The sequence below is a fragment of the Jeotgalibacillus sp. JSM ZJ347 genome (assembly GCF_044383825.1).
Lineage (GTDB): Bacteria > Bacillota > Bacilli > Bacillales > Jeotgalibacillaceae > Jeotgalibacillus.
In genome coordinates this window covers 149,913-168,382 of record NZ_JBISEN010000003.1, presented here as the reverse complement: position 1 = coordinate 168,382, position 18,470 = coordinate 149,913, and the positions used below count along the sequence as shown (strand labels likewise).

The window sequence follows — 18,470 nt, the reverse complement described above, 5'->3', positions numbered from 1 at the left end:
GGAAAAATATAAAGCGAGGTTATGTAATGAAAAAGTCCACTTGTCATACCGCTATACCGTTTGAGCAGGCTAGAGCTGACAGCAAAGTCTTTCGTACTGCCTACCCCCTTTCAAAAGAGCTGCGCAATCAATTCTTCACAGATGTTTTTAAAAAACTCGAGCAACATGTCATCAAACAATCGATCGCCGGTATCTACCCTGACTTTTTGAGGTTCGCTAAAACCTGTGAAGCCCGCCCCGAAAAGGCAGATGATGCTGCGCAATTATTTTACTGGTGGCGACTCCTGAATGACGCACATCAAAACCCCTCATCTAATATTTTCACGAAATTCCACTATGAGCATTTCACCTTCTTTAAAGATCACCCTCTATTTTTATCCTGGCTTCAGCTAACTCAACATGTCATCCCTGACTTTTTTTACGTAGCAAAAGGTGTTAGCCCTTACGGCTGTTACCTCGTTAATCTGAAAAACAAAGAAACAATCAAAATGATACTCCATGATTCGAATCATGCACTTCCGGAAGTCGGATCTATTATCTCCGCTGTTCTGCTCCCTTTCTCCAATCAGCTTCATCTCCCTGTAGCAATGTATGAATTTGATACGGATGCAACAGAAGACATCGCCCCAACTCTCAAACATCTTTATATCGAATATGCAGAAGAACCTGATCCGTTTCAGGTTTGGCTGAAAACCTTTATGTCACTACTGCTGGTTGAAAAATATTCACTTTCAGGGGAAGAGCCGTGGAAGGATTCGGAAGGTCCAGCAACTTAAATTATGATTAGACACTTATACTTCACTGCGTTAAATCAAAGAAGTAATAAGACTCACTGAAAATCCAATAAATAGAACTCTCGTAGCACTTATTCACTTTTATACGGAAATCGAAATAAAAATTGTCAGAATCTATTGATTTTTGTCTATTCGAACCTCTATAATTTCAATAATCTAAATTTTCGTAAGTCTAAAGATTATAAATTGGGGGTCATTTTTTTGAAGAAACATGTACTTGGGGTTTCTGCTTTATCAACATTTTTACTGCTTTCTGCCTGTGCCGGCGGAAGTGATGAGAGCACATCATCAGGCGTATCATCTGAAGGTGTAAGTGCTGATGAGATCGTCCTTGCGACGATGTCTGACGCTGTATCAATGGACGTTCATATGACAAATGATATTCCTTCTGCCAATATGCAGGTCCAGGTATATGAAAAACTGTTTACACTTGATGAAAACAGTGAAATTCAGCCTCAGCTGGCTGAGGACTGGGAAACAGTTGATGATGTCACGTGGGAATTCAAGCTGCGTGAAGGCATCACATTTCACGATGGTGAACCGTTTAATGCAGAGGCTGTAAAAGCAAACTTTGACCGCATTCTGGATGAAGATATTGCTTCACCACGCGCTGTTCAGTTTGAAATGGTCGACAGTGTGGAGGTTGTGGACGAATATACAGTACGCTTCAACCTGAAGTATCCATTTGCACCGCTCCTTGCCAACCTGACAAATATGGGTGGGTCCATCATCAGCCCGGCAGCGATTGCGTCTGATTATGAAGCAATTGAAAATGGCGGTGAACCGGGTTCTTATATTAATGAAAATCCGCTTGGTACAGGATTCCTTGAATTTGAAAGCTGGTCACCTGGTGAAGAAATGACGCTTGTAAAAAATGAGGATTACTGGGATGGCGAAGTCGCTTATGATTCGTTTGTCTTCCAGATCGTACCTGAAGGCGGAACACGTGTAGCTAACCTTGAAACAGGCTATGCCCACATTATTGATCCGCTTGCACCAAACGAAGCAGCACGCGTCGAACAGATGGACGGTGCATCGCTTGCAACGCAGGATAGTGTTGGCCTGAACTACATTGGATTTAATACTGAAAAAGAACCTTTTGATGATCCAAAGGTCAGACAGGCTGTATCAATGGCAATTAATAAAGAAGAAATTATCAATGGTATTTATGATGGATATGGTGAAGTAGCTACCGGACCTCTTGCGCCGGTGATTCCAAATGCTGCTGACATTCCGGGACTTGAATACAATGTTGAGGAAGCACAGGCTCTTCTTGCTGAGGCAGGATATGAAGACGGCTTTGATACAACAATCTGGACCAACGATAACCCGCAGCGTATGGATATCGCGGTCGCAACGCAGGATGCACTGAGCGAAATTGGTGTCAATGTTGAAGTAGAAGTGCTTGAATGGGGCGCTTACCTTGAACAGACAGGCGAAGGCATGCACGACATGTTCATTTTGGGCTGGTCAAATCAGAATGCGAATGCCGATACGGGTCTATACCCACTGTTCCACTCTTCACAAATCGGATCAGCCGGCAACCGGTTTATGATTCAGGATGAACAGCTGGACGGCTATCTGGATGACGCACGCCAGACAACGGATGAAGCAGAACAGGAGCAGCTTTATGCGGATGCACAGGAGCGTCTGATTGAATTGTCACCTGCCATTTACCTGCAGCACCAGACGTACCTTGCAGGACACCTGGATGAAGTAGAAGGATTCTGGATGAATGCGAGTGGATTGTATCAGTTGAAGGATGTAGAGATAACAGAATAACCTTATAAAAGGAAGTCTGGAATGGTCTAATTCCAGACTTCCTTTGCCATTCAAAACTTCACACTAAACCCGTTAAACTCATGAACACCCGTCCCAAACCTTGCCAGGTCATGCTCTCTCAAAAAGATGGCGGCATTCTTCGCTTCAAGCAGGATCTCAGGCTCTAACCCGACTGAATTATGTGAACCAAATACCTTTTTGACACCCTTAAGCGTAGCAATCTTCTCCCATGACTCAATCAGCGCCTCAGGGTCAGTTGATGGATAAAAAGCATACACTGGCGTCTCATCATATAAAAGATCGCCCGTGAATAAATAACCGTTCGTTTCATCAAACACAGAAATATGTCCTGGTGAATGTCCCGGTGTATGAATAATATGAAGCTTTCTGTTCCCAAGATCCATTGTATCTCCATCCTCAAGCAAACCAGTCGGCTCACCTTTGAATGGCTCATACGTTTCAGGATCAAAGGATGTCGGCAACGGCTTGGTAATCGCTTTTCTGATGCCTTTTCTCACCTGCTCAATAGAAAGCCCTTCAATCCCTTTCACAAGCCATCTCTGATCCGCCTTATGAACGTATATATGTTCAAACGCACCGTGACAGCCGATATGATCTGTATGCACATGCGTGGTTACTACATAGATCGGCAAATCAGTAAGCTGGTCTGTGATTCTTTTAATATCATCAATACCAAGCCCAGTATCGATCAAAACAGCCTTTTTTTCTCCAATCAGCAAAAAAGAATGAACTTTTTCCCAATGACCGTACTCGCTGATCGCATAAGTGCACACGTCAATTTGCTGTATTGTGAACCAGTCGTCTGTGAGCATAAGGAACCCTCCCCTTATTTCAATCATTTTTAAACTTAGTTCTATTATGAATAAATTTTACACTTCTCATACCGAAAAGTGGTAATCGCATCCAATTTAGTCGTTTCTCTAAACCTGTCCCCTCTGTGCATATTTCATGACACTCTAACCTCCGTCCCCACTACGTACACGACAAACAATAACTCCCTCTTCCTTAAAGGTACATACCTCTGTTATAATATCTGATGGAGAGTTTTGAACAACTCTGCGCCATCAGGTTATTCCTGCAAAATAATATGATAGGTGGAAGAAAAAAATGGATTACAGAGTTTTACTTTATTATCACTATACAAAGATCGAAGACCCTGAAGCAGTTGCTGCAGAGCACCTCGATTTCTGTAAGGAACTTGGTCTGAAGGGCCGCATTCTTGTTGCACATGAAGGCATCAACGGTACTTGCTCAGGTACAATCGAGCAGACGGATGCTTATATGGAAGCAATGAAGAACAACCCTCTTTTTGAAGGGATCGTATTTAAAATTGATGAGGCGGAAGGTCACACATTTAAAAAAATGCACGTGCGCCCTCGTCCGGAGCTTGTGAATTTGAGTCTTGAGGATGATATTAATCCAAACGAATTAACAGGCCGTTACCTGTCACCAAAAGAATTTTACGAAGAAATGCAGCGCGAGGACACAATTGTTCTTGATGCGCGTAACACATATGAATATGATGTAGGTCACTTCCGCGGCGCAATCCGTCCGGATGTGGAAACATTCCGTGACCTGCCAAACTGGGTAAGAGAAAACCGTCATATGCTTGAAGGTAAGCGCGTGCTTACGTATTGTACAGGCGGAATCCGCTGTGAGAAGTTCTCCGGCTGGTTAGTGAAAGAAGGATTTGAAGATGCTGCACAGCTTCACGGTGGTATCGCAACTTACGGGAAAGACCCTGAAGTGAAAGGTCAGATGTGGGACGGTCAAATGTACGTATTTGACGAGCGCCTCACTGTGCCGATCAACCAGGTTGAACATGTCGTTGTCGGCCGTGACCACTTCGACGGTACACCTTGTGAGCGTTATATCAACTGCTCAAATCCGGACTGCAACAAGCAGATCCTTGCACATGAAGAAAACGAAGCGAAATATCTTGGCGGCTGCTCAATTGAGTGCGCGAAGAACGTCCGCAACCGTTACAGCATCCGCATGGGGCTGACGGGTGCAGAAGTTGAAAAGCGCCTTGCAGTACTTGAAGAAGAACTGACTGCAAAACAATAAAACCTAAGATAAAGCTGCAACGGAGCCTGTCTCCCTGCAGCTTTTTTTAGTTCATTCTTCAATTGAGCGATACTCTTTGATAAAGGATCTGCCGGCAAAGTATGTGATAACAGTCAGCGCGACCGTCCCTATGATTCCTCCTGCTATCCTATTTTCATCAAAAGTCTGATTGTAAAGGTCAGCAAGTGAAAAACCCAGCCATTCAAACCCCATTGGCACTACAAATAATCCAGTCAATAATCCCAATACCAAGCTCATGAGGTACCTCTTTCTTCTACTCATTTCACTCTCCTCTCAGATTATACCGTGATTATTTTCAGAATTTACTATACAATTGTATCATGTGAGCACTTTACAAAAAATATTTTTCCATATTAATTTTTTAAGTGTTTTTTCTTTTACTTTTTTCAGTAATTTATTATAATTATAATCTGAGAATAGTTATTATATTATTCTCTGTTTTAAATGATCGTAAAATTTTTTACTACTTATTTCTTAATTAAAGAAAGGGGAATAATATTCATGGATAACAACGATATGAACCACAGCAAAGCAGGTGCTGAACAGTGCCCATTCACTGGTCAGAAATCTAGTGAGGAAAGTGCAATCACTACCGCAAAAGTCGGTACCACAAATAAAGACTGGTGGCCAAATCAATTAAACGTAAGTATTCTTCACCAGCATGACAAGAAAACAAATCCGCTTGGTGAGGACTTCGATTATACAGAAGAATTCAAGAAGCTTGACTACGATGCGTTGAAAAAAGACCTTCATGACCTGATGACAGACAGCCAGGACTGGTGGCCGGCTGACTATGGTCATTATGGTCCTTTATTCATCCGTATGTCATGGCATGCAGCCGGTACATACCGTACTGGTGACGGACGTGGAGGAAGCTCAACAGGGCAGCAGCGTTTCGCACCATTGAACAGCTGGCCGGATAATGTAAACTTAGATAAAGCACGCCGTCTACTATGGCCAATCAAGCAAAAATACGGTAACAAGATCTCATGGGCTGACTTACTTGTACTGACAGGAAACGTCGCGCTTGAATCAATGGGACTAAAAACATTTGGCTTCGCGGGTGGACGCGCAGATGTATGGCACCCTGAAGAAGATACGTATTGGGGTCATGAAAAAGAATGGTTGGAAGACAACCGATACTCTGGCGACCGAGAGCTTGAAAATCCTCTTGCTGCCGTTCAGATGGGTCTGATCTATGTAAACCCTGAAGGTCCTAATGGCAATCCGGACCCGCTTGCAAGTGCACGAGACATCCGTGAAACATTCGGCCGCATGGGTATGAATGATGAAGAAACAGTTGCACTTGTTGCAGGTGGACACACATTCGGTAAATCACACGGTGCCGGAGACCCTGAAAAAGTCGGAGCTGCACCGGAAGCAGCTGACATCGAAGAACAGGGTCTTGGCTGGAAGAGCTCACACGGCAGCGGTAAGGGCCGTGATACTATCTCAAGTGGTGTTGATGGGGCATGGACAGCTAATCCTACTCAATGGGACAACGGATATTATGACCTGTTATTCGGATACGAGTGGGAACTGACAAAGAGCCGTTCTGGTGCTCACCAGTGGAAGCCTGTGAACCCTAAAGATGAAGACCTTGCACCTGATGCAGAGGATGCTTCAATCAAAGTTGAAACAATGATGACAACAGCTGATATGGCGCTGCGCATGGATCCTGATTACGAAAAGATCTCTCGCCGTTATCACCAGAATCCGGACGAGTTTGCTGATGCATTCGCACGTGCATGGTTCAAGCTTCTTCACCGTGACATGGGACCAAAAGATCGTTATCTTGGACCAGAAGTACCGGAAGAAGAATTAATCTGGCAGGATCCGGTACCAAAAGTGGATTATGAGCTTTCTGACAGTGAAGTTGCTGATCTGAAAGCAAAAATTCTTGATTCAGGTCTGACAGTAAGCGAGCTTGTTAAGACTGCATGGGCTTCAGCAAGCACATACCGTGGATCTGACTTCCGTGGCGGTGCAAACGGAGCGCGCATCCGTCTTGAACCACAGAAGAACTGGGAAGCAAACGAGCCTGAACAGCTTCAGAAAGTGCTTTCAGTATATGAAGGTATCCAAAGCGGACTTGATAAGAAAGTCAGCCTTGCAGACCTGATCGTACTTGGTGGTACTGCGGCAGTTGAAAAAGCAGCTAAAGATGCAGGCGTACACACTGATGTATTGTTCTCACCTGGACGTGGAGACGCAACAGCTGAGCAGACAGATGTAGAAAGCTTTGACGTACTGGAGCCGGAATCAGATGGCTTCCGTAACTATCAGAAGAAAGAATACACGCTAAGCCCTGAGGAAATGCTTGTAGACAAAGCGCAGCTTCTTGGCCTGACTGGTCCTGAACTGACTGCACTGATCGGCGGAATGCGCGTACTTGGCGCTAACCACGGCGATACGAAGCATGGCGTATTCACTGACCGTGTAGGCGTTCTTTCAAACGACTTCTTTGTAAACCTGCTTGATATGAATGTTGAATGGAAAGAAGTTGGCTTCAACTTGTTTGAAGGCCGTGACCGCAAGACTGGTGAAGTAGTACGCACAGCTACACGCTTCGACCTTGTATTCGGTTCTAACTCAATCCTTCGCGCTTATGCAGAGGTATATGCACAGGAAGATAACAAAGAGAAATTCGTACGTGACTTCGCTGCAGCATGGGTGAAAGTGATGAACGCTGATCGTTTTGATTTGAAATAAGGTTTTGTTGCGGAATCCGGAGAGCGCATTGTGCGCTTTCCGGGTTTTTTGGTTAGGTGTATATTGGGTAAATGTACCCAAAGTGGCGAAGGTGGCGTGTTGAGCGTCGAACACTTGCGACTGAACGGCGAACCGGGGGTATTTCCCGTCGAACCCACGTGATTTCCCATCGTACATCACACCACGAACGTCGAACTCGGTCACTATACAAGCATACCCTCACCCTTCCTCCCCTCCACCCAAACCTGTTATACTAAATAAACGAATCTGAAATAGGAAGTGACACTATGCGTTTAAATAAATTTATCAGTGACTCAGGCAAAGCATCACGCCGCGGTGCTGACCGCCTGATCGAGGAAGGCAAAGTAAAAGTCAACGGTAAAAAAGCCAAAATCGGTATGCAGATCGAGCCTGGCGATGAGGTTCTTGTAAATGGACAGACCATCCGCCTTGCAAAAAACAATGTCTACATTGCACTCAACAAACCGGTCGGGATCACATGCACATCTGAAAAAGGCGTTAAAGGAAACATCATTGACCTGGTCAACCACCCGCTCCGCATCTCACACGTCGGCCGTCTGGATAAAGAGTCTGAAGGCTTGATCCTCCTGACAAATGATGGGGACATCATTAATGAGATCCTTCGCCCTGAAAATGAGCACGAGAAGGAATACATCGTCTCAGTCGACAAACCGATTACACCTGACTTCGTGAAGCAGATGTCTGAAGGCGTTAAAATTCTCGGCACAAAGACAAAGCCTGCAAAAGTCGAAGAGCTTTCCAAATTCGACTTTCAGATCACATTAACACAGGGTATGAACCGCCAGATTCGCCGCATGTGTGAAGCGCTTGGTTATGAAGTGTACCGCCTGCAGCGTACGCGGATTATGAATATCCAGCTGAACAACCTGCCAGTTGGCCAGTGGCGTGACCTGACGAAAAAAGAACGCACACAGCTTTTTAAAGAATTAGATTATGAACCAAAAGAATGGTAATAAACACCCGGACTTCCCCCGATGTTAGATCAGCGGGATGTCCGGGTATTCTTTTACCATTAACGTATTACTTTTGATGGAGGTGAGTACATGTTTTCAGGAGAAGTCCAGGAACGATTTATACTCTTTTCAACCGAACACATTATCATGCTCGCCATCTTCATCCTGATCACCTTCTCAGGGTTAATCCTGTTCCTGCGTAATGATTTTGTGAAGCGCACAAACCGCTGGACGCTCCTCTTCGCCGGCATATTCATCATTTCAGAATTGAGTTATCAGATCTGGGCACTGTCAGTCGGCATCTGGAAGGCTGCCAATTACCTTCCGCTCCAGCTCTGTTCATTCAGCACTTTTTTCGGCTTATTCCTATTATTTAAACCAAACAGACCAATCTTTTATTTCTATTTTTATATCGCGATCTTCCCGCCCATATTTGCACTTTTAACACCGGATCTGGCTTATGCCTTTCCACACTATTTTTACTGGAAGTTCTTTATTCAGCATATGGCGATTCCCCTCTCAGCTATTTTCCTGTTGAGACGTGACAATTACACCCTTCCGAAAAGTTCAATTGTCTATGCACTTGCGCTATTGAACGTATGCGCACTCGGAATCTGGTGGGCGAACACAGTAACAGGCGGTAACTATTTCTTTTTAAATGGACCTCCTGCTTCTGATACAGCGCTCTCCATTTTCGGTGATGGCGTCATCTATATCATCGGGCTCGAAATCACTGCACTCATCGTGTTCATCATTACCTGGTGGCTTGGCAACAGAATGGTTCACCCCAAAGCATCTGAGCGTATTCAAAATTGAACCCCTTCCCCACTGTTATTAAGCTTTAGTTAAAGGAGTTGGACGAGATGGCACGTGAAGAAATCATTGTAATCGGTGGCGGGATTGGCGGACTCACTGCAGGCGCACTGCTTGCTCAGGCGGGCAAAAGTGTAACAATTCTTGAAGCATCGCGGGAATGGGGCGGCTGCGCCGGGAAATTTCAGCGGAACAAGTTTCTATACGCAGCAGGCGCAACACTTGGGATGGGTCTTGAGAAAGGCGGGATTCATGAGAGAGTGTTTCGTCATCTTGGCATTAAAGCTGATGCATTCAGACTTGAAGATGTCATGAAAGTGAAGCGCGGAGAACGTACGCTGACGTTTTATGCTGATCGTAAAAAGCACGTGCAGGCCATGCAGGAGAACTTCCCATCTTACGCAAATGAGATTGCTGATTTTTATAAAGAAGTGTATCAAAAAGCGGCGAAGATTCGCTTATTAATGAAAAAGCTGCCCATTTTACCGATCAACACCGGTAGAGAAGCGCTTGAACTACTAACGTCTCTAAAGGCAACGCACGTGACACTGGCCCCGAACTTTTTCAAAACAGTCCGCTCACTGCTAAAAAAGCATCAACTGCTTGATTGTAAAGACTTCATCCATTTTCTCGACGGTCAACTGATTGACAGTATGCAGACAACGACTAAAGACTGCGCGATGTTGATGGGCGTGCTCGCGCTAGATATTTATCATGAGGGTGCTTATTATGTGCAGGGCGGCCTGTATCAATTCGCTTATGATCTCGCAGATGCAGCAAAACGTAATGGAGCAAAAGCAATCCTTGGCAGACGTGTGACTGAGGTTAGAAAAGTGAGAGACCGCTATGAAGTCGTGGATCACCGCGGCAATACCAGGACTGCAGATCATGTGATTTGTAACGCACCGATTCAGGCGCTTCCTAATCTTATGAATCAGGACCTGTATGATCAACTTTCTTCCGGTTTAAAAAAGCGGTCAAAACAGGATACATGGGGTACGATGACACTTTATATCTCACTTGATGAGACGTATCTGCCGGAAGACTTCCCATTGTTCCAGCAGCTGATGAGTCCTGAAGGCAGCAGTCATGATGAAGGAAACCATCTATTTCTCTCTATTTCCGATCAGTACGACAGAAAGCGTGCACCGGAGGGTTACCGGACGATGACGGTCAGCACGCATATCAACCTGTCTAGCTGGAAAACAAAACTCCAATACGATTTAAATAAAACGCTCTTTACTGAAAAGATGCTGCAGACAATCAGGTACTATTATCCGGCCATTGATGAAGCCATTGTTGATATTTATCCCGGTGCACCAAGAGCATGGGAGCGCTATCCACATCGTCCAGGGGGTGTAGTTGGCGGTTTTGCACAAACAAGAACGCACTCTCTTTTCTTCAGTTTGTCACACCGCACCTCACTGAAAAACTTCTGGCTTTGCGGAGACTCAGTCTTTCCCGGTGGCGGAACAATTGGTGTATCAGTCAGTGGCTATCATTGCTTCCATTCCATCACAGGGCGCAGGTTAATTCAGTGACTGTGCCTTTTTGCGTTTTTAGGCAGGCAATCAGGGGAATGCATACTGTAAAACTTAAAGGACGTGAAGCAGTATGCTGGATACTTTGAAATCAATCCCCTCCAGGACTTACATATTAATAGTGACGGCGCTGGTGATCATCGGCGCTGGATTTTACATTTTCACGGAATTAGGTGAAGATGTCCTGGAAAACGAAAAATTTATGATCGACCAGCACGCTGCTGAATTCGCAGAAAGTATTGCAACCCCTGGGGTAACTGCCTTTTTTGCCTTTATTACTGAGCTCGGTTCAGTATGGGCACTGACAACCGGGTCCATTATTATGATTGCTGTCCTCGCTTATTTTTATAATCGGAAAAAATGGAGAATTATCTATTTTGTCATCGCAATGGGTGGGATTTCGATTCTGATTACGGGGCTTAAAGCAGCTTTTGGTAGAGATCGTCCAAATCTGATTGAGCAATATGACGGTACCGGATACAGCTTTCCAAGCGGTCATTCCACCGGTCCGATTGTGTTTTACGGTTTCATCATTTATCTGGTTCTCAGGAGCCGGATGAATAAGCTTGGAAAATGGATCATCAATATTGCGCTTGGCACCCTGATTCTGCTGATTGCTTTCAGCCGTCTTCCGCTGGGCGTTCATTATTTTACTGATGTGATCGGCGGGTTAACGCTTGGACTGACATGGCTCGTTACCTGTATTGCAATTTTAGAGATTACACTTTGGCGATCCGGGTTGAAGAAGAAAAAGGAATTATGATATCTAACTGGAGATAGAAAAAGAAGGCTCATTTTTCGAGCCTTCTTTTTAGTCAGTCTGAACAACCATTAAGATTGACGCGCTTTAACATCCCTTTTAAGAATGTACGTACTCTGAGACATTTCAGTATGTCCATTCACCTGGGAGTGTGTCCTCTTAGGCCTTGTCCAGTTGTGGTGAAAAAGCTGAGAATGCTGATCCAATTGACCTTTATAGCTCATCTTATCCCACCTCTTTCAAAGGGTTCAAACCTCATATCCCAGCAGGAATATGTACCATAGCTTTTGTTAAAATAAACAGGATTATAAGTGGGCGATAGTGGAAATTCATTTAAAGATAAACGGGAGGTCCAATTTTTGGTATAATCAGTTAAATGCTTATCTGAAAGGAGCAAAACACATGTGGATCTTCTTCAGCTTTATTGCAGGTGTATGATTACTGGGTCTTTATGCAGACCGCAGACAGAAGAAAAACAGGGGGACTGCCAATCATCACCCGGCTGCGCACCCTGACGCAAATCCCGGAAGCAGTTCAACCCATATTGCAAGCATTCATAGAGAAAGCGGAGGGGAAAACAGCGGATTTTAACCCCACTATTCCCCAGCCACTGCAGCTTCTGTACAGGAACCGCCGGGCTCATAGTTTAACTCCATCGCCCGCTCCATATTAGACTGCTCGATATAATTCGACGGTTCATCCTGTTCAAAGCATTCCGGCAGCACATAGGTACCGTCTGTATGATCCAGAATGACCTGCGGATTCGGCTCTTCAGTCATAATGTTATACGTTACAATTCCTCCGATGACAATAATGGCTACTACACTTAAAGTGATTAAAATTTTCTTCATGAAGACTCCCTGCCTTTTAAAAAATAAAACCCTATATTTTTATCCCGTTACAGCATATATCCAATATCTGATGCAGTACTAGGGTATGAAAAGATCATTTTTTTAAGCTCACTGACAGAAATTTGATAACGTATAGCCATTGCAAAATGATTGATCAATTCATCAGCAGACATACTTAATATGTGTGCGCCCAAAATTTGATCTGTATCTTCATTAATAATTAATTTGACTGCAGCATATTTTTCATTTGTTCTTTTATACGTAAACCACTCAGATACATCCATATGATTTACTTTGATATGATCGTATTGCTTCCTGGCTTCTTCTTCGCTCAAGCCCACTGCGGAAAGCTTTGGCACAGTGAACACAGTCGATGGTACCGCTGTATAATCAGGCTCCTTGCTGTTACCATCCAATATATTGGACGCTGCAACATGAGATTCCATACCTGCTAGTGGCGTCAAAGGTTCTCCAATCGTCGCTGAGACATCACCCGCTGCATAAACAATAGGGTTGCTGACGCTCTGAAGATACCGGTTAACAGTAACACCACTTCCTTCATAGTCTACCTGTCCTTTTTCTAAATTTAAACCCTTTACAGCCGGCACTCTTCCAGCACCATGAATAATTGCATCTGCAATAATCGTGTGATCGCCTGCTTTTTCATTATTCACAAAGACAGATAATTGAGTTCCTGACTTTTCAATTTTACTTAAAGAGGTTTCAAGGTGGATATGAATCCCCAGCTCCTCTGATTTCTGAACCAGCAAATGCGTCAGATCCTGATCAAACTTTTTCAAAGGCCGATCACTTCTGTGCACGATATGAACTTCCGATCCTGCTCTCGCCGCAATATGGGCGAATTCAAAAGAAATAAATCCCCCACCAATGAAGACAATCTTTTCAGGCAGTTCTTCAAACTCCAGAAAATCATCGCTGTACTGAACAAACTCTTTCCCTTCAACAGATAGAGGTGCAGGCTCTGCGCCTGTAGCAATTAATATATTCTTTCCAGTGAGCAGGTAATCTCCTACGACAATTTCATTTTCACTTTCGAAAGATGCTTGCCCATGATAGATATCAATTCCCTGTTTAAGAAAACTCTTTTCTTTATTTTCAGGTACCGGGTCAGTAAACTGCCGCTTAAATGCCATTAGTTCGCTCCAGTTAATTGAAGAGCCTGCGACATTCTCATGTCCTTTCATTCGCTCGTTCCAATCAATAAGTTCAGCAGCGCCGACCAGAACTTTTTTAGGGTCACAGCCACGATTAGCACACGTTCCTCCAAATGGGCGTGAGTCGATCACTGCAACACTCCATCCATTTTTTCGTGCTTTAGAAGCTGTAACTGACCCCCCGGAACCAGAACCAATAACAATTAGATCGTATGACTTTTGCATGTTTGCGACCTCCTTACAGAATTTTAGAATCCTATTATAAAAGTAGCACATATTAACAGCAAAATCGTTTTTCTTACTTCCGGTTGTAAGCTATCTTACAAAACTGCGCATCTTAAAACGGTTCATTGTTAGCCAGCTAACTTTTTGAACGTCATTCCCCTGATAGGATTAAGACGTATTAAAGAAAAGGAGATGTTATGTATGGCGAATAAAATGTCATTTGAAGTAAAAGGATCAACTGAAAATATGAAGACAGAGCTGACAAGCGGGCAGCACCTGATGATTATTGATGAGCCACCTAATATGGGTGGGCAGGACGAGGGTCCGGACCCTTTAACAAATCTTCTGGCATCTCTGGCCGGCTGTGAAAACGTCATTGCTAATATGGTAGCAAAAGAAATGGAATTCTCTCTCGATAAAATCGAATTTAATGTACAAGCCGAACTTGATCCCCGTGGCTTAATGGGTGATCCTGAAATAAAACCATATTTTGAACTGGTTAAGATTCGTGCCACTGTGCACACAGATGAATCACAGGAACGCATTGATGAACTAAAAGAAAAAACGGATGCAAGATGCCCTGTTTACACTACTTTTGAGGCAGCTGGCATTCCAATTGAAGCTGAGTGGGTTAAAGCATAAGCTTTATGAATGTGTCGGAAGATCACTTCTATTACAAAGTGACTTTCCGGCATTTCTGCTATTTAACCTTTTTCAATTAACTGCTGAATCTCATCTGCTTTAATCGCATATCCGCGAAGCGTTTTTTTAATGAGGCCTTCTTTTTTGAGGCGGCTCATTAAAAGTGAAATGGATTCCCTTGATGAACCTACCATTGTAGCAAGATCCTCATGTGTCAATTTCATCTGGATCGACTGCCACTCCTTTTCACGCTTTCCGCTTTTCTCACTCATTTTCAGCAGCAAAAACAATGTGCGGAAACGGACATCTGCCAGTGCAATCTTTTCACTGAGATCATACGTTTCTTTCAGGCGGTTGGAAAGAATTTGAATCAGCTTCAATGATACATCTGGTGATGAACGGATAAATTGCTCAAACTTCTCTTTATTCATTGTGCAAATATATGAATCAGTCATTGCTTCTGCATAAGTATCCTGGTCCGTTAATGTAAAAGAATCCGTTTCACCAAAGACATTGCCATCTACCAGGATATCGGTAGTGAACTGTTTTCCATTTGGCGTCATCCGGTACAGTCTGACCTGCCCTTTTTTTAAGATAAAAAGAATATCGAGTGATTGTCCTGGAATTAAAAGCTGTGTCCCTTTTTTAACAGGGGTCATCGTACTGCTTTGATCAATTTTCTTCAATTCATTCATTGGTAATTCATCAAAAAGGTTAATATGGGAAAGGAGCGTCAGTTTGTCCATGAGATTCCCCTCTTTCATTCATTATTCACACACACAATTTTTTACGATACCCGGCTGTTCTGACTGTCAAAAAGCGATCAGCTTATTGCATAATCACGGCATTCCTTTTTCAACTATTCAAGTGTTTGAAAATCGTCAAAAAGCGTTAACGATCCCCTATGAAGTCCGAAAAGACGGGTTCCCCATACTATACTATAAAGATGAGTTTTACTCAGGGGATGACCTGTTCCGTCTATTAGATTCTTTTTCTGAACAAAAAAATACAGATGGGTTTACCCATATAAAATGAATCGCATTTATTTTAATATGAGTCATAAAAATCAGGCTGTCAAAAGGATATTCACCTTACGACAGCCTGAATTTGTCTGCTTAATTCTCCTGAGTTTTGCCCTGTAAATAAGACTTAATCTTTTTTCTGAACAGTAATGGGATAATAAAAATGATCGCGAAAATGGTTACAGCAATGATAATGGTCTCTGCACTGTCTGATCCGGTACTAAACCCGAGAAACGTGTATGCAAAAGTCCCAGGTGCTATTCCGATCAGTGTGGCAAGTGCGAAAGGTAATAATCGCACCTTAGATGCACCCGCTGCATAGCTGATCAGATCGAAGTTAAATATTGGAACAAGCCGCAGCAACAATACGATCAAGAAACCATTATGCTCGAGCTGATGCTGCAGCTTTTCGCCTCTTTGGCCAAGCTTCTCTTCAACCCTTTTCGCTCCCGCTTTCTTAGCAAACATAAAAGCAAGAATGGCTCCAGTTGTCGCACCTGTCATTGTCAGCAGTGTGCCGTACAATGGCCCAAACGCCAGACCTCCGGCCAATGATAAAACAGATGCCGGAAACAAAATGAAAGGCCTGAACGTATAAAGAATGACGTATAAAACTGGTGCAATCATCCCTACTGATAATATCCAATTGCGGATCCGTTCAGGAGATAGATCGAGCACCGTCTGATTTAATATGATTAGTCCTGCGACGATTGCCGCAATCAAAATCCATCCGCCCCACTTTTTCATGCACTTCACCTCATCTATCTACATTATTGTTTATTCAAGAATAAAGCTGTTAAACAGCTCACAAAATATTTTTTCAGAATTGTTAGTTATCTTACTTTTTTAACATTGATATGTGATTAAACTCAAATAAAAAGGAGTGATAGCTTTATGGTAACGGCAAAACGTCCCCCCGTCACATTTCCAGTGTCCAGAACTGTTACAGCCTCTCTTGTTGCAAGTACGGTCGCAGGTATTGCGTTTGGCTTCTTTATGCAGATGATGGGCATGATGGCGATGATCGCTTCGATGGCTGGTTCTGAAAGTCTAGCAGTCGGCTGGACCATGCATATGACAATCAGCTGGATATTCGGCCTTGGTTATGGACTGATGACCCGCTTCTCGAACCGTTATTTATTGCTTGGCATTGCACATGGTGTGCTGATCTGGCTGATTGGTCCAATTATCGTGATGCCACTGATGATGGGGATGGGCACGATGTTAGGTGAGATCTTTACAGGTACCCAGATGATGAACCTTCTAACGCACCTCGGCTTTTCACTCATTACAGCGGCAATATTCCTCGTGCTTACGAAAAGACAACAAGCATAAGTTCTCAAAGCCATCTCTTTGTAGAGGAGAATGGCTTTTTTCATTTTACCTTTACTTGTATACTGGAATTAAAATGGCAGAGGTGACGACATAATTTAATATAAATATATAAAGCTCTTGAAATCAGGCTCCCGGGGGTGTTACAACTATAATCATCAAAACTTGTTATTAATACATATGATAGTTTAAAACAAACGTTTGAACACCAGTGAGGGCACCATATTGTGTGGTGATTCTCTATTTTAAGGAAGGAACTGAAGTTATGGAGACGTTCGGCAGAGGGTGTCTGTATCTTATCATTGGTGCGGCCGTTCTATTAGGGCTCGCATTTATTACGCAGAGCCATATACAAATACCATGTGTCATATTCATTCCACTCGTTGCACTAGCTTTTTACGTGGCGAAAAAGAAAACGGAGAAAAAACGTGAGGACGAATGGTAAAGACTACAAAAAGACGCACTGCAGGCGTCTTTTTATTTTGCTTCTATTTGTTTCTTTCTTATGTAGTGACTGAAAATATATACTGCGATCACACATAGCGTTGTGATGAGCGTTGCACTTAGCGCGTAGTTAACATCAAGTTGTGCCAGACTTGTTGGCTTAGTGTCCCCTATTCCCACCAGCTGATAGGCGATGCCTTTATGGTCGATCACGATTATAGAAACAATGATGCCGATGATCAAACCGGCTGATAATTTCTTTATTGCTCTCACCTCTTCCACTTCGTCATTTTCCATTATTTTACCACAAAAAACCTCGTTTGTTACCAATATATTCTATGTCATGATCGTGCAAATGATGCGAAACATTTATTTCCCTTTATAAAGCGCCAACTTATTCACCGCATCACCATTCACTGTGAAATACCAGTTTTGACCCGACCGGAAGTCTATATCATACGAGTGCTCAACCGCAATGCGCTTATTACCGCTTTTGTCTCCAAGCATAAAAACTTCAAAAGTCCTGGAATCAGGCATCACAACATCTTCCTTTAACAGCTCAATGACCATTGTTTCACCTTTCCCCATTTTGTTACCGTCCGCGTTAACAATCATATGGGAGCTATTCTCCATGTTTACCTCCAGTCCATATACATCGAATCCTGTATTGTTCGTAATGTGAATATATATACCGTTACCTCTTTCTTCTAATCCAGTGCTGCACCCACAGCCTGAGACCAATAGTAAAGTGAACAATGTGAGAAAGACCTTTTTCACGACGCAGCCCCCTTTTCCAATAAATTCATTATATAGGGTTGTTTATTGATTATCAATAAATTATTATTGAATTATAAATAAAATTGATTGATAAGCGGAGGTTCTTTATGAAAAACACTCTCTATGCCTTACTGAGTCTTATGGTCATTACAGCCATCATTTTCATAACAGTATTGGTCCGGCAGTACGAAATCAGATCTGCTGTCCTTGAGCAGGAGAAAGAGGTACAGATTTTATCAGTCGTTCAGCTCGGCAGATGGGGTGAATGGTTTCAGGAGTATTCACTTATTGTTGAGGAGGATGGGCGGAGGTATAGAATTTGGACGGATGGAGATGGGAAAATCGTTGATTCAGAAGTTTTTGGGAGTGATTCAGGAAATAACGAGGGTGGTCCATGAGATTTTGGTGGTGGTTCAGGAGATTACATATGGTGTTCAAGAAATATCAGGTGCGTTTCAGGACAAAGTATCAACGTACCTACGCGGTGAAAAGAAAA

22 protein-coding genes are annotated in these 18,470 nt (G+C 43.3%); 13 read left to right on the top strand and 9 right to left on the bottom strand.

The window, feature by feature from the left end; translation table 11 throughout:
* The first annotated feature begins 26 nt into the window (after nucleotides 1-26).
* Nucleotides 27-776, top strand: coding sequence for a hypothetical protein (locus tag ACH6CZ_RS11845; RefSeq protein WP_374097661.1), 750 nt, complete (start codon nucleotides 27-29; stop codon nucleotides 774-776).
* A 219-nt stretch (nucleotides 777-995) separates the two neighbouring features.
* The gene (locus ACH6CZ_RS11840) at nucleotides 996-2,576 is read left to right on the top strand and encodes a glutathione ABC transporter substrate-binding protein (protein ID WP_374097660.1); all 1,581 of its coding nucleotides are present in this window, start codon (nucleotides 996-998) and stop codon (nucleotides 2,574-2,576) included.
* Between the two features lie 50 nt (nucleotides 2,577-2,626).
* Here the strand turns inward: ACH6CZ_RS11840 and ACH6CZ_RS11835 are convergent, their stop codons facing one another.
* Nucleotides 2,627-3,409 carry an MBL fold metallo-hydrolase gene (locus tag ACH6CZ_RS11835; RefSeq protein ID WP_374097659.1) on the bottom strand — a complete coding sequence of 261 codons (783 nt, stop codon included), beginning with the start codon at nucleotides 3,407-3,409 and terminating at the stop codon, nucleotides 2,627-2,629.
* A 295-nt stretch (nucleotides 3,410-3,704) separates the two neighbouring features.
* Here ACH6CZ_RS11835 and trhO point away from each other — a divergent pair, with 295 nt between their 5' ends.
* The gene (trhO, locus tag ACH6CZ_RS11830) at nucleotides 3,705-4,664 is read left to right on the top strand and encodes an oxygen-dependent tRNA uridine(34) hydroxylase TrhO (RefSeq protein ID WP_374097658.1); all 960 of its coding nucleotides are present in this window, start codon (nucleotides 3,705-3,707) and stop codon (nucleotides 4,662-4,664) included.
* Nucleotides 4,665-4,715: 51 nt separating this feature from the next.
* Here the strand turns inward: trhO and ACH6CZ_RS11825 are convergent, their stop codons facing one another.
* Nucleotides 4,716-4,922, bottom strand: coding sequence for a hypothetical protein (locus ACH6CZ_RS11825; protein WP_374097657.1), 207 nt, complete (start codon nucleotides 4,920-4,922; stop codon nucleotides 4,716-4,718).
* Between the two features lie 264 nt (nucleotides 4,923-5,186).
* Here ACH6CZ_RS11825 and katG point away from each other — a divergent pair, with 264 nt between their 5' ends.
* The 5 genes from katG (at nucleotide 5,187) to ACH6CZ_RS11800 (ending at nucleotide 11,509) form a co-directional block, all read left to right on the top strand.
* Nucleotides 5,187-7,397, top strand: coding sequence for a catalase/peroxidase HPI (katG, locus tag ACH6CZ_RS11820; RefSeq protein WP_374097656.1), 2,211 nt, complete (start codon nucleotides 5,187-5,189; stop codon nucleotides 7,395-7,397).
* A 287-nt stretch (nucleotides 7,398-7,684) separates the two neighbouring features.
* A complete protein-coding gene (rluF, locus tag ACH6CZ_RS11815) occupies nucleotides 7,685-8,392 on the top strand; it encodes a 23S rRNA pseudouridine(2604) synthase RluF (protein ID WP_374097655.1) in 708 nt (235 codons plus the stop codon).
* A gap of 90 nt (nucleotides 8,393-8,482) precedes the next feature.
* The gene (locus ACH6CZ_RS11810) at nucleotides 8,483-9,208 is read left to right on the top strand and encodes a YwaF family protein (protein ID WP_374097654.1); all 726 of its coding nucleotides are present in this window, start codon (nucleotides 8,483-8,485) and stop codon (nucleotides 9,206-9,208) included.
* 47 nt (nucleotides 9,209-9,255) lie between these two features.
* Entirely contained in the window at nucleotides 9,256-10,746 is a 1,491-nt protein-coding gene (locus ACH6CZ_RS11805; RefSeq protein WP_374097653.1) for a phytoene desaturase family protein, read from the top strand.
* A 73-nt stretch (nucleotides 10,747-10,819) separates the two neighbouring features.
* Nucleotides 10,820-11,509, top strand: coding sequence for a phosphatase PAP2 family protein (locus tag ACH6CZ_RS11800; protein WP_374097652.1), 690 nt, complete (start codon nucleotides 10,820-10,822; stop codon nucleotides 11,507-11,509).
* Between the two features lie 68 nt (nucleotides 11,510-11,577).
* Here the strand turns inward: ACH6CZ_RS11800 and ACH6CZ_RS11795 are convergent, their stop codons facing one another.
* The 3 genes from ACH6CZ_RS11795 to ACH6CZ_RS11785 form a co-directional block, all read right to left on the bottom strand.
* Nucleotides 11,578-11,730 (bottom strand): YpzG family protein, encoded by a 153-nt coding sequence (locus ACH6CZ_RS11795; protein ID WP_374097651.1) that lies wholly within the window; start codon nucleotides 11,728-11,730, stop codon nucleotides 11,578-11,580.
* Nucleotides 11,731-12,102: 372 nt separating this feature from the next.
* Complete coding sequence (locus ACH6CZ_RS11790; RefSeq protein WP_374097650.1) at nucleotides 12,103-12,357, bottom strand: hypothetical protein; 255 nt, start codon at nucleotides 12,355-12,357, stop codon at nucleotides 12,103-12,105.
* A 47-nt stretch (nucleotides 12,358-12,404) separates the two neighbouring features.
* Complete coding sequence (locus tag ACH6CZ_RS11785; protein ID WP_374097649.1) at nucleotides 12,405-13,757, bottom strand: dihydrolipoyl dehydrogenase family protein; 1,353 nt, start codon at nucleotides 13,755-13,757, stop codon at nucleotides 12,405-12,407.
* A gap of 201 nt (nucleotides 13,758-13,958) precedes the next feature.
* On the opposite strand from ACH6CZ_RS11785, the gene ACH6CZ_RS11780 reads away from it, so the two are divergent.
* On the top strand, nucleotides 13,959-14,399 hold the full coding sequence (locus ACH6CZ_RS11780; protein ID WP_374097648.1) for an OsmC family protein: 441 nt from the start codon (nucleotides 13,959-13,961) through the stop codon (nucleotides 14,397-14,399).
* A gap of 62 nt (nucleotides 14,400-14,461) precedes the next feature.
* Here the strand turns inward: ACH6CZ_RS11780 and ACH6CZ_RS11775 are convergent, their stop codons facing one another.
* Complete coding sequence (locus ACH6CZ_RS11775; protein ID WP_374097647.1) at nucleotides 14,462-15,145, bottom strand: Crp/Fnr family transcriptional regulator; 684 nt, start codon at nucleotides 15,143-15,145, stop codon at nucleotides 14,462-14,464.
* Between ACH6CZ_RS11775 and ACH6CZ_RS11770 the strand changes: the two genes are divergently transcribed.
* On the top strand, nucleotides 15,144-15,434 hold the full coding sequence (locus ACH6CZ_RS11770) for a glutaredoxin domain-containing protein (RefSeq protein WP_374097805.1): 291 nt from the start codon (nucleotides 15,144-15,146) through the stop codon (nucleotides 15,432-15,434). The genes ACH6CZ_RS11775 and ACH6CZ_RS11770 overlap by 2 nt on opposite strands.
* Nucleotides 15,435-15,514: 80 nt before the next feature.
* Here ACH6CZ_RS11770 and ACH6CZ_RS11765 read toward each other — a convergent pair whose 3' ends face one another.
* Nucleotides 15,515-16,168, bottom strand: a complete 654-nt coding sequence (locus ACH6CZ_RS11765; protein ID WP_374097646.1) for a TVP38/TMEM64 family protein — start codon at nucleotides 16,166-16,168, stop codon at nucleotides 15,515-15,517.
* Nucleotides 16,169-16,315: 147 nt separating this feature from the next.
* Between ACH6CZ_RS11765 and ACH6CZ_RS11760 the strand changes: the two genes are divergently transcribed.
* Complete coding sequence (locus tag ACH6CZ_RS11760) at nucleotides 16,316-16,756, top strand: hypothetical protein (protein ID WP_374097645.1); 441 nt, start codon at nucleotides 16,316-16,318, stop codon at nucleotides 16,754-16,756.
* 262 nt (nucleotides 16,757-17,018) lie between these two features.
* Nucleotides 17,019-17,198 carry a hypothetical protein gene (locus ACH6CZ_RS11755; RefSeq protein WP_374097644.1) on the top strand — a complete coding sequence of 60 codons (180 nt, stop codon included), beginning with the start codon at nucleotides 17,019-17,021 and terminating at the stop codon, nucleotides 17,196-17,198.
* Nucleotides 17,199-17,230: 32 nt separating this feature from the next.
* Here ACH6CZ_RS11755 and ACH6CZ_RS11750 read toward each other — a convergent pair whose 3' ends face one another.
* Complete coding sequence (locus ACH6CZ_RS11750; RefSeq protein WP_374097643.1) at nucleotides 17,231-17,470, bottom strand: hypothetical protein; 240 nt, start codon at nucleotides 17,468-17,470, stop codon at nucleotides 17,231-17,233.
* A 96-nt stretch (nucleotides 17,471-17,566) separates the two neighbouring features.
* Nucleotides 17,567-17,974 carry a hypothetical protein gene (locus tag ACH6CZ_RS11745; protein ID WP_374097642.1) on the bottom strand — a complete coding sequence of 136 codons (408 nt, stop codon included), beginning with the start codon at nucleotides 17,972-17,974 and terminating at the stop codon, nucleotides 17,567-17,569.
* A gap of 107 nt (nucleotides 17,975-18,081) precedes the next feature.
* Here ACH6CZ_RS11745 and ACH6CZ_RS11740 point away from each other — a divergent pair, with 107 nt between their 5' ends.
* The gene (locus ACH6CZ_RS11740; protein WP_374097641.1) at nucleotides 18,082-18,372 is read left to right on the top strand and encodes a hypothetical protein; all 291 of its coding nucleotides are present in this window, start codon (nucleotides 18,082-18,084) and stop codon (nucleotides 18,370-18,372) included.
* The last annotated feature ends 98 nt before the right edge of the window (nucleotides 18,373-18,470 follow it).